We start from the raw sequence: 15817 nt of genomic DNA, 5'->3' as shown, positions 1-15817 counted from the left end.
TTAAGGACCAGCAGCGCCAGGCAATCCGGCGGCCCTGCGCGTGATGTGCTCCAGGACCGCCGCGAGTGCCGGCCAGGTGCTGTTGCCATGCCGGGTCCTTGCGTAGGCGCGCACCCGGACATCCGGATCCTTCAGCGGAACCAACGTGACGCCGGCGCGCGGCTCCCTGTCCGAGGGCAGTAGTCCGACCCCCATTCCGGCCAGGATGAGGTCTTCCACCAGCTCAAGGCTGTCAGCCTGGTGCCTCACCCGCGGCTCGAAGTCTGCCATTGAGGCAAGCAGCCGGAGGACGTCTTCGTCCGCCCTGTTCCGCGAGTTGCCGATCCAGTCGATGTCCCGGTACGCCCACAGAACTTCCGGCGCGCTGCCCGCGGCCCCAGCGGCAGCATTTGCAGGAACGCCAAGGCTCCATGGAGTGTTCCAGAGGTGGAGGGAAGCGAAGGAGGCTCCACTGCTGTCCGGAGCGAGGTTGTAGTCATAGGTCAAGGCGAGGTCCACTGTGTCTTCTGCCAGGAGGGCAAGGGCCTCTGCCGGTTCATGTTCCCTTACTTCGAGTTTCACCTCGGGATGGGTAACGGCCAGGTCCGCAACGATGGGCATGAGGATCTTGCGGACTGCGGTCACGAAGCCAGCCACCCGCACCGTTCCCGCCGGCTCGGCGCCTGGGTCCAGTTCCGCAGTGGCCGCGTCCACAGCTGCAAGGATGGTGACGGCGTGATCGGCAAGGCGGCGGCCCGCAGGAGTGAGCCGCACGCCCCTGCCGGCGGGTTCGAGCAGTGCGGTTCCGGTTTCACGTGCCAGCGCCGCTATCTGCTGCGACACGGTCGATGTGGTGGTGCCCAGCGTGTCGGCAACGTTCCGCATCGAGCCTTGCCGGGCGAGTTCGAGCAGGACTTCGAGCCGCCGTGTTTCCATGCTAGCCATTGTCCATAAATCTTGGACGATGTGTGAAGAAATGTCACGTGGACGCACACATTTTCTTCACGGTGTACTGAATCCATGCCATTTTCTACACACCAATTCAGCGGAGCGCGCTCCGGTACAGCCATGGCCGGGGCGGCGATGTGCTGCGTGCAAATGGGCCTTGCCGCCTCCGTCGGACTGGCCGACCATCTCGGTTCCGACGGCGTGGCCTGGCTGCGGCTGGCCTGGGCAGCGCTGATCCTGGTTGCGTTCACCCGCCCCTGGCATTCCCGGTTCAGCAGGCGTGGACTGGTGACGTCCATCCTGCTCGGATTGGTCACTGCGGGGATGACACTGATGTTCATGGCTGCTGCCGTCCGGATACCGCTGGGCACAGCCAGTGCCCTTGAGTTTCTGGGCCCCCTGTCGGTCGCGGTCATCCGCGGACGGAAGGCGGGCCGCTGGTGGGCACTGGTCGCCGCCGCTGGCGTTGCGGCTCTGACGGAACCGTGGCACGGCGGCACTGACGTGACCGGCGTCCTTCTTGCCCTGGGGGCTGCCGCCTGCTGGGCCGGGTACATTCTCCTGACGCAGCGCGCCGGCGACGAAGTGAGCGGCCTCCAGGCACTCGCAGTTTCGATGCCTGTGGCCGCAGTGGCAACCACTGTGTTCGTGGGACCGGCGGTAGTGGCACACCTTGCCGACTGGCGGCTGCTGCTGGTAGGTGCGGGCCTGGCGCTGTTAATGCCAGTGGTCCCCTTCAGCCTTGAGCTTCTGGCCCTGCGCCGGCTGAAAGCCTCTGCCTTCGGAACGCTGATGAGTTTGGAGCCGGCCATCGCCGTCGTGATTGGATTCCTGGTCCTGGGGCAGCTGCCGGGCCTGGCTGCCGTCCTGGGCATCGTGCTGGTGGCAGCCGCAGGCATTGGGGTGACCCTGCAGGCTGAAAGGGAAAAGCCTGCGGACAGCAACGCAGTGAACGACGGCGGTCCGGAGGCAGTGGAGAGGGCAGCAGTACGTTAGAGGGTGGGCACGAAAGAGGCGGCGCCCTGGAGATCAGACTCCGGGGCGCCGCCTCTTCGCGTTGCCTGGTGAAGGCCCTAGCCCAGTGTGGCGAGGACCTTGTTCAGCGTGGCCGACGGACGCATCACGGCGGAAGCCTTGGCGTCGTCCGGGTGGTAGTAGCCTCCGATGTCCACCGGGGAGCCCTGCACCTCGGCCAGCTCGCCGACGATCGTCTCCTCCTTGGAGGAAAGCTCGCTGGCGACGGAGCTGAACGCGGCGGCAAGGTCGGCGTCGTCCGTCTGCTTGGCCAGTTCCTCAGCCCAGTAGCGGGCCAGGAAGTAGTGGCTGCCACGGTTGTCCAGTTCGCCGGCACGGCGGCTCGGGGACTTGTTTTCCAGCAGGAAGGTGCCGGTGGCCCGGTCCAGGGTGTCGGCCAGGACCTGTGCCCGGGCGTTGCCCTTGGTGGTGGCCAGGTGCTCGAAGCTCACGGCCAGGGCGAGGAACTCACCCAGGCTGTCCCAGCGCAGGTGGTTTTCCTTGAGCAGCTGCTGGACGTGCTTCGGGGCGGATCCGCCGGCACCGGTTTCGAAGAGCCCGCCGCCGTTCATCAGCGGAACAATCGAAAGCATCTTGGCGCTGGTGCCCAGCTCCAGGATCGGGAACAGGTCCGTGAGGTAGTCGCGTAGAACGTTGCCGGAAACGGAGATGGTGTCCTCGCCCTTGCGGATGCGCTCGAGGGTGAACGCGATGGCCTTGACCGGGGACATGATGCGGATGTCCAGGCCCTCGGTGTCGTGGTCCTTGAGGTACCCGTTGACCTTGGCGATGAGGTTGGCGTCGTGGGCGCGCTCCTCGTCAAGCCAGAACACGGCCGGCGTCTGGGAGGCGCGGGCGCGGGTGACGGCCAGCTTGACCCAGTCGCGGATGGGCAGGTCCTTGGTCTGGCAGGCGCGCCAGATGTCTCCCACGGTGACCTGGTGTTCGATCAGGACGTTGCCGGACCCGTCGACGATCTGTACCTTGCCCGGCTCCTGGATTTCGAAGGTCTTGTCGTGGCTGCCATATTCCTCAGCGGCCTGCGCCATGAGACCGACGTTCGGCACAGTGCCCATGGTGGTGGGATCGTACGCGCCATTGGCGCGGCAGTCATCGATGACCACCTGGTAAATGCCGGCGTAGGAGCTGTCCGGCAGGACTGCCAAGGTGTCGGCTTCCTTGCCGTCCGGGCCCCACATGTGGCCGGAGCTGCGGATCATGGCGGGCATGGAGGCGTCCACGATGACGTCGCTGGGGACGTTCAGGGTGGTGATGCCCTTGTCCGAGTCCACCATCGCCAGTGCGGGACCCTCCTCAAGGCCCTTCTTGATGAGGTTCTGGACGCCTTCGCGGACATCCTCCGGGAGGTCCTCGAGGCTGCTGAGGATGGCGGCAAGGCCGTTGTTGGGGCTGATGCCGGCGGCGGCGAGCTGCTTGCCGTAGGTGTCGAAGAGCTCGGAGAAGTAGGCCTTGACCACGTGGCCGAAGATGATGGGGTCCGAGACCTTCATCATGGTGGCCTTGAGGTGGGCGGAAAACAGCACGCCCTCTTCCTTGGCGCGGGCAACCTGGGCCTTCAGGAACTCGTCCAGGGCGGCGGCACGCATCACGGTGCCGTCGATGACCTCGCCATCCTGGACCGGGAAGGCCTTCTTCAGGACCTTCACGGATCCGTCTTCGCGGACAAGCTGGATGGTGATGGTGCCCTCGGACTCCATCACCACGGACTTTTCGTTGGAGCGGAAGTCGTCCTTGCCCATGGTGGCCACGTTGGTCTTGGAATCCGCGGTCCAGGCGCCCATGGAGTGCGGGTTCTGGCGTGCGTAGTTCTTAACGGACAGCGGTGCGCGGCGGTCGGAGTTGCCTTCGCGCAGGACCGGGTTCACGGCGGAGCCCTTGATCTTGTCGTAGCGCGAGCGGATGGCGGTTTCCTCGTCCGAGGAGGGGTTGTCCGGGTAGTCCGGCAACGCGTAGCCCTGGCCCTGCAGTTCCGCAATCGCGGCCTTCAGCTGCGGGATGGAAGCGCTGATGTTGGGGAGCTTGATGATGTTGGCTTCCGGCGTCTTTGCCAGCTCACCGAGTTCAGCAAGGGCGTCACCGATCTGCTGCTCGGGGGTGAGGTAGTCACCGAACTGGGCAATGATGCGGCCGGCGAGCGAGATGTCGCGGGTCTCCACCTCCACACCTGCTGTCGAGGCGAACGCCTCGATGATCGGCAGGAACGAATAGGTAGCCAGCATCGGCGCTTCGTCGGTGTGGGTGTAGATAATCTTGGACATGCGCGGGCGTCTCCCTGAAGGTCGGCTTGGTTGTGAAAATTCTGTCTATTCCACCATGTACAACTTACCCGAGGACGCGCCGTTGCATCGTACTGGAGTCCGAGCGTTACCCCGCCGTGAGCAGGATTACAGCGATGGAGAACCGACGACGCCGGCCCGCACCTTGGCGGGTACGCCGCCGTCGCGCTTTCCCTGCGGAGCCGGCCGCACTGCCAGCCCGGCGGACGGCCGGGAGGCCCTACATGATGGGTCACTGCTATTTACAGCCGGTGTCATATGGCGGTAAATTCGCAGGGTCACCCCGGCCCTCCCCGGGGCCAATCCCCGTTCAAGACAGGACAACAATGACACGCACCAGGTCTCTGGCTTCCGGCTTCCTCAGCCTTTCAGCCGCCGCCGTTCTGGCACTCACCACTGCCGGCGGAGCGACTGCTGCACCGGCTGTGGCCGAGGACAGGAAAAAGGATCCTTCGGTCGTCAGCATCACGGTGGACAGCACCGGAGTGGCTGAATACTGGACGGCCGAGAAGATGAGGAACGCCATCCCTGGCGATGTCTTGGCCGGCAAGGCGCTGGAACGTGGAAACCGCTCGAAGGACTCCACGGTGGAGAAGGGCAAGAGCAGCCAGGTCCAGGCCACCAAGGGCAAGCCCACCATCGCCCAGAGCGAAGCCCCGGTCAGCCACGTCGGCAAGGTGTTCTTCACCCTGGGTGGTTCCAACTATGTCTGCTCCGGCAATGCTGTTTCCTCAATCAACGGGAGCACGGTTTCCACGGCCGGGCACTGCCTGAACGAGGGCCCGGGCGCCTACGCCACCAACTTCATTTTTGTGCCGGCATATGAGAACGGTGCCGCTCCTTACGGCAAATGGACGGCACGCGCTTACCTGGCCCCCACGCAGTGGGTTGCAAGCGGGGACATGGCCTACGACACCGGTTTCGCCGTCATGAACCGCGACTCCAGCAAACGCACGCTGACTGACGTCGTAGGCGGCTCCGGGGTGGCCTTCAATGAGGCACGAGGCTTGACCTACAAGTCCTTCGGGTACCCCGCCGCCTCCCCCTTCAATGGAGAGACGCTCAAGAGCTGCACCGGGACGGCAACGAACGATCCCCATAACCCGCAGTTCGGCACCCAGGGCATCGCCTGCGACATGACCGGCGGTTCCTCCGGCGGCCCCTGGTTCATCGGCAGCGGCTCCGCCGGTCTCCAGAACTCCGTCAACAGCTATGGCTACAACCGCTCGGCGGTGATGTACGGCCCGTACTGGGGATCCGTCATCCAGAAGACCTACGCCATTGCATCAGCATCCTAAGAACATCCAACCCGGTGAAGAGTCCGTCAGCCGCGCCGAGCTGAACCAGTCTCCCGAGGAAGTCCTCGAGTACTGGACAGAGCAGCGGATGGCGGAAGCCAGGCCCCGGGAGCTGCGGCTTCCGGAGGAGGGTCCGCGTCTCAAGCAGAGGGGCGCGGACACCGGCGAACCGGGGTCCGACCCTCCTGCCCACGACTAAGCCAGCAAACGACGACGGCGCCCGTCCCCGACAAAGGGGGCGGGCGCCGTCGTTCCTGGGCGGGTAGGAGTCATTCCTGGGCGCGTAGGATCAGTGGAAGAAGTGGCGGGCGCCGGTGAAGTACATCGTGACGCCGGCCGCGTTGGCTGCCGCAATGACTTCCTCATCCCGGACGGACCCGCCGGGCTGGACCACGGCACGGATGCCGGCGTCAATCAGGATCTGCAGGCCGTCAGCGAACGGGAAGAAGGCGTCCGAGGCTGCCACTGCACCGCGGGCCCGCTGGGGTGCGCCGTCCGTGCTGGTATTCGAGGCACCACCGGCACCTTCGACGTCGGACTCCACCTTCACGCCCAGGGTGTTGGCCCGCTCCACGGCCAGTCGGCAGGAGTCCAGGCGGTTGACCTGGCCCATGCCGATGCCCACAGCGGCGCCGTCAGCGGCAAGGAGGATGGCGTTGGACTTGGCGGCGCGGCAGGCCCGCCAGGCGAAGGCGAGGTCTGCGAGCGTCTTCTCGTCAGCGGCTCCACCGGCGGCGAGGGTCCAGTTCGCGGGGTCGTCGCCGTTGGCATCGACCTTGTCGGCGACCTGAACCAGCATGCCGCCGGAGACCTGGCGGAACTCCGTGGGGTAGCGGCCGTAGCCCTCGGGCAGGGCGAGCAGGCGGATGTTCTTCTTCTTGGACAGGATCTCCACGGCCTCCGGCTCGAAGCCGGGCGCGATGACAACCTCGGTGAAGATGTCCTTAACGGTGTTGGCCATGCCGGCGGTCACAGTGCGGTTTGCGGCGATGACACCGCCGAAGGCCGAGACGGGGTCGCAGGCGTGGGCCTTGGCGTGGGCATCGGCGATGGGGTCTGCCGCGTCCTCGGAGCCAACGGCCACGCCGCAGGGGTTGGCGTGCTTGATGATCGCTACGGCCGGTTCCTTGAAGTCGTAGGCTGCGCGCAGGGCGGCGTCGGCATCCACGAAGTTGTTGTAGCTCATGGCCTTGCCGTGCAGCTGGTCTGCCTGGGCGATGCCCACCGGCGCTGCCTTGTCCACGTACAGGGCAGCCTGCTGGTGCGGGTTTTCGCCGTAGCGCAGGACCTCGGAGCGCTCCAGCGAGAGGCCGGCGTAGGCGGGCCAGTCGATGACGCCGTCCCCGTCCTCATCCAGGAACTGGCTGGCGGTCCAGGTTGCCACGGCGTTGTCGTAGGAAGCGGTGTGGGCGAACGCCTTGGCGGCCAGCCGGCGGCGGGTCTTCAGGTCGAACCCGCCTTCAGCCGCTGCGGTGACCACTTCGCCATAGAAGGAGGGGTCAACAACAATGGCGACGGCGGCGTGGTTCTTCGCTGCCGACCGCACCATGGCGGGACCTCCGATGTCGATCTGTTCAACGACGTCGTCCTGGGCAGCGCCGGACTTGACGGTTTCGACGAACGGGTAGAGGTTCACCACCACCAGGTCGAACGGCTCGATCTCCATTGCGGTGAGCGTTTCCATGTGCGCCGACACGCGCCGGTCGGCCAGGATGCCGCCGTGGACGCGCGGGTGGAGCGTCTTGACGCGGCCGTCCAGCATTTCCGGGGAGCCGGTGACTTCCTCGACTTCCTGGACCGGGATGCCAGCGGCGGCGATCTTCTTGGCCGTGGAGCCGGTGGACACGAGCTTCACTCCCGCTGCATGCAGGCCCTGCGCGAGCTCCTCCAGACCGGTCTTGTCGTAAACCGAGATCAGCGCCCGGCGGATGGGAACACGGTCAATGGATACGCGCTCATGCTGCGTGAAGCTCACAAATGTCTCCGTCTTATCTCGCGGAACAGCGCCGCGGTTGGTGGGGATACGGCCAGTTTAGCGCGAAGGGGCATTGCCCGGCGTGTCAGCGTAAGTGTGAACGCCAGTGGGCCCGGCTAGAGTTTTCCCCAGGAGGCTGCGATGAATACTTACACCACTGTGCCGAGCGGCGAACAGGTGGTCCAGGAACTGCCATGGCGATGGAAGGTCCAGGGCAGGATCTTTCTGATCGGCGGCCTCGGCTTCATGTTCGATGCCTGGGATGTGACGCTCAACGGCATCCTCATTCCGCTGCTTTCCGCGCACTGGGCCCTGACTCCGGGTGAAGTCGCGTGGGTGGGCACGTCCAACCTGATCGGCATGGCGCTGGGTGCTTTCATTTGGGGCACCATCGCGGACACCATCGGACGCAAGAAGGCGTTCACGGCCACGCTGCTGATCTTCTCCCTCTTCACCGTGCTTGGTGCCTTCTCCCCCGACTTCATCTGGTTCTGCGTGTTCCGTTTCATGGCCGGCTTCGGCCTGGGCGGCTGCATCCCGGTGGACTATGCCCTGGTGGGCGAGTTCACCCCGCGCAAGCAGCGCGGCAAGGTCCTTACTGCCATGGACGGCTGGTGGCCCATCGGTGCAGCGCTGGCAGGCTTCGTCTCCGCGGCTCTGGTGGCTTTGTACGGAGACTGGCGGCTGACCATGCTGGTGATGGTCCTGCCCGCCCTGCTGGTCTTCTGGGTCCGGCGGAGCGTGCCGGAGTCCCCGCTGTTTCTGATCCGCAAGGGCCGGCGCGAGGAAGCGGCCAAGGTGATTGACGGCCTGGTGGCAGCTACCGGAGCGGAAGCCCGGGCCTACAGCCTCCCTGATGCGAAGGACGTGTCGCGGCTTTCCGCCGGCAGCGCCTGGACCCAGCTGCGCTCGGTGTGGCAGTTCAACTGGAAGATCACGGCGGCGGCCTGGGCACTGTTCTTCAGCATCCTGCTTGTCTACTACCTGTCCCTGACGTGGATGCCCCGGATCCTCATCGGCGCCGGCTTCGCCGAGTACAAGGCCTTCCTTACCACCGCCTCCATGGCCGCCGTCGGACTCCTGGGCGTGATCGTGGCAGCCCTTTTGGTGGAACGCGTCGGCCGTAAATGGATCCTGGCCATCACCGGGCCGCTGTCCGCGCTGACCCTGGTGATCGTTGCCTTGGTGGTGGACATTCCTACCGCGGCGGTGTTCTGGCTGCTGGTGTTCGGGTTCGTGGTTCAGGTGGCCATCCCGGTGCTCTACGCCTACGTGTCCGAGCTCTACCCCACCGAGCTGCGCGGCACCGGCTTTGGGTGGGCGTCCACGTTCTCACGGATTGGGGCCGGCTTCGGGCCGCTCATTTTCGCGAACTACTTCTGGCCGGAGCTGGGCCTGGCCACGTCCTTCGCGCTGGCCGGCGGACTGGTGCTGGTGGCCGTGCTGTGGATGGCCTTCTTCTCCCCGGAAACCAGGCAGCGCCGCCTCGAGTAGCCCCATTCTCGACGCGCCCGTTCAATTCCGACGCGCATATCCCCTGGCGCTCCCCCTATTTAGGGGGCGCCAGGGAACCTGCGCGTCGAGAAGCAGTATGGGTGTCGGAAAGGAAAGGATCAGCCGGCGGCGAGGGATGCCAGGGTGGACACCAGGAGCCGGCGTTCCACCACCTTGATGCGTTCGTGCAGGGTTTCCTCGGTGTCCGAGTCCTCAATGGTTACGGCTTCCTGCGCAATAATGGGACCGGTGTCCACCCCGGCGTCCGCCCAGTGGACAGTGCAGCCCGTGACCTTCACGCCGTATGCCATCGCATCCCGGACACCATGCGCCCCCGGGAATGCGGGCAGCAAAGCCGGGTGCGTGTTGAGGTACTTGCCGTTGAAAGCGTCAATAAACTCCGGGCTCACAATCCGCATGAAACCTGAGGAAACCACCACGTCCGGCTCGAACGCGGCAACGGCCTTCGTCAGCGCCGCGTTCCATTCGGCCCGGTCCGGATATGCCTTGAAGTCCACCACGAAGGTTGGAATGCCTGCCGCAGCGGACCGTTCCACCCCATAGGTCCCCGGACGGTCGGCACCAACAGCAGCGATCTCCACGTCCAGTTCCCCTGCCTTAACCGCGTCAATGACAGCCTGAAGGTTGGACCCGGTACCGGAAACGAGGACTACGATGCGCATGGTCCAAGCTTATGGGCAGGCTCGCGTAGGCTGGAAAACATGAACAGCACTCCGGAACCGGCTGGGCAGCAGCGGACCAAACCGCCGCTCAGCGAGGTAGCCAAGGCCTCGCTTGCCAGGACCCACACCCTGTTCCGGATGTTCGTCGTCTCGGTGCTCGGCGCCTTCTTCGTCTACCAGCTGGACGTCAACTACCTGTGGCTGACGGGAATCCTGACGGCGGCCAGCGTGGCTCTGGGCGTTGTCCTGCTGGTCCGGGCCGCCAGGTTGAAGGAGTCCAGGCTGGTGCTGATCGGTACCATTTCCGGACTGGTGGTGGCAGCAATCATGGTACTGCTGATCCTGGTCACGTCCGTGTTCTTCGACGAAGTGCGCGAATACCAGGCGTGTGTGGGCCGTGCACTGACCGACAAGGCGCAGTCAGCCTGCCGGGTCCAGCTGGAAAATTCCCTGCCCCGCCAACTCCCTTAGCCGGCAGCAAGGCGCCAACGGCCTCCGGGCTAGGACAGCAGTTCCGCGTCCGCTTCCTGCGCGGCGTGCTCGCGTTCCAGCCACGGCCCGGCCGCGTAACCGATCACGACGCCGGCCCCCACCTCAGCAGCCAGCCAGGCTGACGTCCACAACGGGTCCGGGCCGATTTCGGTGAGCCTCCCGATGCCGGCTGAGCCGCGGGCCATCCACGCGAGACCAAAAGCCAGCAGCCCCGCGGCCAGCCCAACGAGCACCCCGAGGACCAGGGTGGAAACCGTGGCCGTGAACCAGCGGGCACGGACTTTGATGGAAAGCCATTCGTCAAAGTGGTTTTCACCTTCGCGCAGAAACCACCAGCCGGCCAGCACACCGGCCAGCACCGGGACGATCAGCACAACAAAGGCATAGTCGAGCGGCCCAGAGGGAATGGCTGCCAACACCGGAATGGACGGCAGTGGGCCGACCGCCGTTCCCAGCGGGCCCACCTGGGAACCCGCACCCATGGCGAAACCCGCTCCCGATGTCCAGGCCAGCGCAAAGACCACGAGGTTAGGCAGGAAGCCAAGCTGCGCAATCGTGAGGGCTGCGCCTCCGATGGCGCCGGCGTCGAGCGCTTCGTACACCGCGACTACCAGGTTCCAGTGAATAAAGAGGTCAACGGCCAGCAGCACGGCCGCCAAAGAGAGCGCCGCAGCTGCCGCCACGAAACCTGCCTTGGCAGCCGACGCAAGATAGGAGCCGGCCCAGCGCGAATGCTGGCTGGTGCGGGAAATCCAGGCCACGGCGTCGACGCCGATCAGCCGGCTCCAAGAACCGGCCTCGAGCCGTGCCCCAATCACCATGCCCAGCGCGTAGGGAATGAGGGGGATGAACATGGCGTGCAGGGCGTTGATGCCGACGTCCGCTGTGCGGCAGACGAAGCCGGTGGCGGCGCCGAAGGCGGCATACACAACCCATGACCCCAGCAGTGCCTGCCACAGCTGGTCCGTGTAGGACGCCCGGGCAAGGCGGCGGCCGGCCCGCCAGGCCAGGAGGAACGGCAGCAGGGTCAGGCCCAGCGGGATGAGCGAGAGCGCGCCGGATTCCCCGTTCGCCGCCGTGTTGGAACCGGCGGTCGTCAGTTCCATCGGTACACCGTGGACCAGCAGCCAGGACTGTCCGGCGAGCCGTGCAAGTGCATCGAACGCGCTGTTGTTGAAGCCGGCGGTGGCCCACACCGCGATGATCGGGGCGATCACAACCAGCGCGGAGATAACAGCTGCCTGCGCCGTTTCGAGGGCCCCCTGCAGCCACAAAGGCATGGGAAGGCCGCGGTCTCCGGTCTGATCAGCACGCAGTTTCATCGTGCTCCATAGTGTCACGGCCATCCCCGCCGGCAGGGAACCGACAGGCTGAAACCGGCAATCCCGGCGAACCTCAAAGAGGCCCACAGCGGCGCTTTTCGCAGGTCTCCGCCGTAAAATTTAACTGTCCACAAGAGTGGATAGGAGGCAAAGAATGACTACCGCATCCCCACATGCACACGGCGTTCACTTTGGCCGGGCAGACGTCCAAAACGTGGGCATGGGAGTGGGAATTCTTTTGATGCTGGTGGGTGTCCTGGGCTTCATCCCGGGCATCACCACCCAATACAGCGAACTGATGTTCCTTGGACCGGCTTCGCAAGCCATGCTCTTTGGTGTGTTCCAGGTGTCCATGCTGCTCAACATCGTGCAGCTGGCCGTCGGCGCCACCGGCTGGGCCATGTCCCGCACCGAGCATGGAGCGCGGAACTTCCTCCTGGGGGCAGGCGCACTGTACATCGTCCTGGCCATCTACGGGCTGATTGTCGGAGTGGACTCAGCAGCCAACTTCCTGGCGCTGAACATGGCTGACAACTGGACCCACCTGGCACTGGGCGCTGCAATGGTTGTTGCTGGCTGGCTGTTCTCCAGGAACATGGCGGAGGACAGGAGATAGCCCGGAATCCGTAAGCCGGGAAACAGGAGCCGCGAATGAAAGAAGAACCTAAGTTCTGAAGGTATTCGTCTTACTGGCTGGTGCAGTCACCGCATGGCGGGGGCTGCACCAGCGTTCAAGAAAGAACCTCACGCACGGCGACGCCGGGAGCCCCCAAGTTGGCTCCCGGCGTCGTCGTTCGCTGTGCTGGTGACTTAGCGGGGGGCGTCGCGGTCCACGCCTTCTGCGTCAATGTGCTCCAGGCGGGTCCTCACGCTGCACGGGGACAGTCTTGGTGACGTTTTCCGTGGTGACGTACTTGCGGAGCCGGGCGCGGCTCGTGGCCTCACGCTCGGTGCCGACGCGGAGCTGCTCCTCGGAGCGGGTCATGGCGTCGTCAGTGCTGGGTCCGGAGGTGTCGTGGCCTACGGTGCCCAGGTCGGCGTCGCGGTCCGAGGCGAGACCAGCGGTGGGGGTGCCAGCGTTGAGGTCGGCGTCACCCTGCAGGTCCACGTCGTTGCGGGTATCCGACTGGGCGTCCGAGTACGTCCGCGCGCCGCGGTCGTAGTAGGTGTAGAGGCGGTCCTCTTCCTCGGGGGTGAGGTGGCCGTCCACGTCCACGCGGGGTGCGTCCTTGACGTGTTCCTTGGTGTACGGAACCACCAGGTCATCGCCCTGGCTGTGTGCGCCTTCAACGGGAATGAAAGACTGGGAGGTGCCGAAGAGCCCCGTCTTGACGGTGACCCATGTGGGCTCACCCGTGTCGTCGTCCGCGTAAAGCTGCCCGATCGAACCGATCTTCTCGCCGTCGGAACCGATGACGTTGCCACCCTTGTTAAGCAGGCTTTCAATGTTTTCCCTGTTGAGCATGACGTCTCCTTGGATGTGTCGTTGCGCTCGGCTTAGCTAACAAATGGATGTCCCGCCACCGGATTCCCGGCAGTCGGCCTCCGCCCCGGCTGCTTGAGGCTTCACGTTAGCTGCCCCCCTACCGTAAGCATGCTTAGCATCAAATGCCAAGCCTACTTAGTAAATTTTTCCCGGGCCCCAAAAGCTGCTGTTCACCCAGCCTTCTCCTCCGGGTAACGCTTTCTCCCCCGCCATTTCAAGGCAAGCGCCCACCGTGGAGGGGTGAGGATCGCAATTATTGCTGAGTCATTCCTGCCGCTGATGAACGGCGTGACGCACTCCATCCTGAGGGTTCTGGACCATCTGCAGGACCGGGGCGACGACGTCCTGGTCATTGCGCCCTCAACCCAGGACGGGGAGGCGCCGGAGCAGGTCAAGGGCGCGGACGTCCACCGGCTTCCGGCCGTTCCGCTCGCGGGCTACACAAACGTCCGGGTAGCGATGGGCGGTGTGTACCGGGTCAAGCGAATCCTTGCCGACTATGCACCGGACGTCGTCCACCTGGCCTCGCCGTTCGTCCTGGGCTGGAGGGCGGTCCAGGCTGCCCACCAGCTGGGCATCCCCACCGTTGCGATCTACCAGACCGAAGTTCCCAGCTACGCCGCCCGGTACGGGGTGCCGTTCCTGGAGAACTGGGCGTGGAGCCGGGTGGAAAACATCCATCTGCTGGCCACCAGCACCCTGGTGCCCTCAACGTTCGCGCTGAACCAGCTGCGCGGCAGGGGCATTCCCAGGGTGCAGATGTGGCGCAGAGGGGTGGACACCGCCCGGTTCTCACCCGCCAAGCGCGACGATGAGTGGAGGGCAACGGTTGCGCCGGACGGCGAGCGCCTCATCGGCTACGTGGGCCGGCTTGCGGTGGAAAAGCAGGTGGAGGACCTGGCGGCCCTGGCCGGGGTGCCGAATGCCAGGCTGGTGATCGTGGGCGACGGGCCACAGCGGGCGGCCCTGGCGGAAGCACTGCCTGATGCCGTTTTCACCGGTTTCCTGGGTGGGGAAGAACTGGCACGCGCCATGGCGTCCTTTGATCTGTTCGTCCACCCCGGCGAGTTCGAAACGTTCTGCCAGACCATCCAGGAGGCCATGGCATCGGGCGTGCCGGTGGTGGCCACCGGCAGGGGCGGCCCGCTGGACCTGGTGGAAAACTCGAGGACAGGCTGGCTCTACGAGCCCGGCGACCTGTGCGCCCTGCGCGGCCACGTGCTGGACCTGATGGGCGACGACGCCAAGCGCCGCGCTTTCGCCGCCGCCGCCCATGCCTCCGTGCAGGACAGGACCTGGCCGGCGCTGTGCGCAGAACTCGTGCGCCATTACACCGAAGCCATCACCGACGGCCCGCTTCCGACAGGACCAGCCAATACCAAGGGGGCAAGACTGTGAACATTTCCGTCATCGGCTGCGGCTACCTGGGCGCCGTCCACGCCGCCACTCTGGCGTCCATGGGCCACACCGTTGTTGGCATTGACGTCGATCCGGGCAAGGTGGAGCAACTGGGCCGCGGCGCGGCCCCCTTCCACGAACCCGGGCTGGACGAACTCCTCCAGGACGGACGGGCCAACGGCAGGCTCCGCTTTTCAACTGATCCCGCGGACGCCAAAGCCGCGCAGGTCCATTTCCTGTGCGTGGGCACTCCACAGGACAAGACGTCCGACGCCGCCGACCTCACCTTCCTGTTCTCCGCCGCGGACGCGCTGCTGCCGCACCTGGCGGCGGGCGCCGTCGTCGTGGGCAAGTCAACCGTTCCCGTAGGCACCGTGGACATGCTCCGCGGCGTACTGGCCCCGCGGCCGGACGTGCTGCTGGGCTGGAACCCGGAGTTCCTGAGGCAGGGCACGGCGGTGAAGGATTCGCTGGTGCCGGACCGGCTGGTGTACGGCGTGGAGGGCGGGCGCGCCGCTGCGTTCAACGCCTCGTCCGGTGCTCCTCTCGGGGTAACCGCAGCGCTTGATGCTGTCTACGAACCGCTGCTCAGGGCCGGGATCCCGCGGCAGGTCTGCAATTTCGCCACCGCGGAACTCATCAAGTCGGCGGCGAACGCCTACCTGGCCACCAAGGTCAGCTTCATCAACGCCGTGGCCGAACTCTGTGACGCCTCCGGCGCCGACGTGGCCGAACTCAGCGAGGCGATGGGGCTTGATCCGAGGATCGGCGGACGGTACCTGCACGCCGGGCTGGGCTTCGGCGGCGGCTGCCTGCCCAAGGACATCCGCAGCTTCCGCACCCAGGCCGCCCAGCACGGCGTCACCGCTGTGGAGGACTGGATGGGGCTGGTGGACAGGGTCAACCTGGGGCAGAGGTCGCGGACCGTGTCGCTGGCGGCGGAGCTGGCCGGAGGCACCCTGTGCGGCCGGTCGGTCACGGTGCTGGGCGCCTCCTTCAAACCGGATACCGACGACATCCGTGACTCCCCGGCCTTGGATGTGGCGGACCGGCTGGCAGCCGTCGGCGCGCATGTGACAGTGACGGACCCCAAAGCCGTCAACCACGCCTGGCAGCGCTACCCCAGGCTCCGGTTCGAAGCATCCACTGAACGCTCCCTTGAAGGCGCTGACCTGGTCCTCCTCCTCACGGAGTGGGACGAGTACCGGCGGCTTTCCCCCTCCGTTGCGGGCGCGCTGGTCCGACGCCGGGTGGTGCTGGATGCACGCAACGTGCTGGACGCGGTCGCATGGCAGTCAGCTGGCTGGCTGGTGCGCGGCCTCGGCACCCGGGCGGCAGCGCCACTCACGCCGGTCGCACCGCTTGTCCCGGTGGCCCCACCCGCCGCTGCTCCTTTGCCCATCAGCCGGGGCGCACGCGGCTGAACCCTGA

General features: G+C 65.7%; 13 protein-coding genes and 1 pseudogene. 8 read left to right on the top strand and 6 right to left on the bottom strand.

The window, feature by feature from the left end; all coding sequences use genetic code 11:
• Positions 1–924, bottom strand: coding sequence for a LysR family transcriptional regulator (locus tag FDW81_RS09630; protein WP_205754608.1), 924 nt, complete (start codon positions 922–924; stop codon positions 1–3).
• Between the two features lie 75 nt (positions 925–999).
• Here FDW81_RS09630 and FDW81_RS09625 point away from each other — a divergent pair, with 75 nt between their 5' ends.
• Positions 1000–1923, top strand: a complete 924-nt coding sequence (locus FDW81_RS09625) for a DMT family transporter (protein WP_240720131.1) — start codon at positions 1000–1002, stop codon at positions 1921–1923.
• Positions 1924–2000: 77 nt separating this feature from the next.
• Here the strand turns inward: FDW81_RS09625 and FDW81_RS09620 are convergent, their stop codons facing one another.
• A complete protein-coding gene (locus FDW81_RS09620) occupies positions 2001–4220 on the bottom strand; it encodes an NADP-dependent isocitrate dehydrogenase (RefSeq protein WP_138133959.1) in 2220 nt (739 codons plus the stop codon).
• Positions 4221–4564: 344 nt separating this feature from the next.
• On the opposite strand from FDW81_RS09620, the gene FDW81_RS09615 reads away from it, so the two are divergent.
• Positions 4565–5536 (top strand): serine protease, encoded by a 972-nt coding sequence (locus FDW81_RS09615; protein ID WP_138133958.1) that lies wholly within the window; start codon positions 4565–4567, stop codon positions 5534–5536.
• Positions 5520–5735 (top strand): hypothetical protein, encoded by a 216-nt coding sequence (locus FDW81_RS09610; RefSeq protein ID WP_138133957.1) that lies wholly within the window; start codon positions 5520–5522, stop codon positions 5733–5735. The genes FDW81_RS09615 and FDW81_RS09610 overlap by 17 nt, the downstream gene beginning before the upstream one ends.
• A 90-nt stretch (positions 5736–5825) precedes the next feature.
• Here FDW81_RS09610 and purH read toward each other — a convergent pair whose 3' ends face one another.
• Positions 5826–7511, bottom strand: coding sequence for a bifunctional phosphoribosylaminoimidazolecarboxamide formyltransferase/IMP cyclohydrolase (purH, locus tag FDW81_RS09605; RefSeq protein ID WP_138133956.1), 1686 nt, complete (start codon positions 7509–7511; stop codon positions 5826–5828).
• A gap of 141 nt (positions 7512–7652) precedes the next feature.
• Here purH and FDW81_RS09600 point away from each other — a divergent pair, with 141 nt between their 5' ends.
• Complete coding sequence (locus FDW81_RS09600; RefSeq protein ID WP_138133955.1) at positions 7653–9005, top strand: MFS transporter; 1353 nt, start codon at positions 7653–7655, stop codon at positions 9003–9005.
• Positions 9006–9124: 119 nt separating this feature from the next.
• On the opposite strand, the gene purN is transcribed toward FDW81_RS09600, so the two are convergent.
• Complete coding sequence (gene purN, locus FDW81_RS09595; RefSeq protein WP_138133954.1) at positions 9125–9688, bottom strand: phosphoribosylglycinamide formyltransferase; 564 nt, start codon at positions 9686–9688, stop codon at positions 9125–9127.
• A 39-nt stretch (positions 9689–9727) separates the two neighbouring features.
• On the opposite strand from purN, the gene FDW81_RS09590 reads away from it, so the two are divergent.
• Positions 9728–10159: a hypothetical protein gene (locus FDW81_RS09590; RefSeq protein WP_138133953.1), complete on the top strand. Its 432-nt coding sequence runs from the start codon at positions 9728–9730 to the stop codon at positions 10157–10159.
• A gap of 29 nt (positions 10160–10188) precedes the next feature.
• On the opposite strand, the gene FDW81_RS09585 is transcribed toward FDW81_RS09590, so the two are convergent.
• Positions 10189–11502, bottom strand: coding sequence for a DUF6350 family protein (locus FDW81_RS09585; RefSeq protein ID WP_138133952.1), 1314 nt, complete (start codon positions 11500–11502; stop codon positions 10189–10191).
• 154 nt (positions 11503–11656) lie between these two features.
• Here FDW81_RS09585 and FDW81_RS09580 point away from each other — a divergent pair, with 154 nt between their 5' ends.
• Complete coding sequence (locus FDW81_RS09580; RefSeq protein WP_138133951.1) at positions 11657–12118, top strand: DUF4383 domain-containing protein; 462 nt, start codon at positions 11657–11659, stop codon at positions 12116–12118.
• 246 nt (positions 12119–12364) lie between these two features.
• Here the strand turns inward: FDW81_RS09580 and FDW81_RS09575 are convergent.
• Positions 12365–12967: pseudogene (locus tag FDW81_RS09575) on the bottom strand (PRC and DUF2382 domain-containing protein); the annotation flags it as partial.
• A gap of 261 nt (positions 12968–13228) precedes the next feature.
• On the opposite strand from FDW81_RS09575, the gene FDW81_RS09570 reads away from it, so the two are divergent.
• Complete coding sequence (locus FDW81_RS09570) at positions 13229–14386, top strand: glycosyltransferase family 1 protein (RefSeq protein WP_205754607.1); 1158 nt, start codon at positions 13229–13231, stop codon at positions 14384–14386.
• Complete coding sequence (locus FDW81_RS09565) at positions 14383–15810, top strand: UDP-glucose/GDP-mannose dehydrogenase family protein (protein ID WP_138133950.1); 1428 nt, start codon at positions 14383–14385, stop codon at positions 15808–15810. Before FDW81_RS09570 ends, FDW81_RS09565 begins: the two co-directional genes overlap by 4 nt.
• Positions 15811–15817 lie beyond the last annotated feature (7 nt).

Origin of the sequence: Pseudarthrobacter sp. NamB4, assembly GCF_005796185.1 — a bacterium.
Lineage (GTDB): Bacteria > Actinomycetota > Actinomycetes > Actinomycetales > Micrococcaceae > Arthrobacter.
This window is presented reverse-complemented; position numbering and strand designations above follow the sequence as displayed.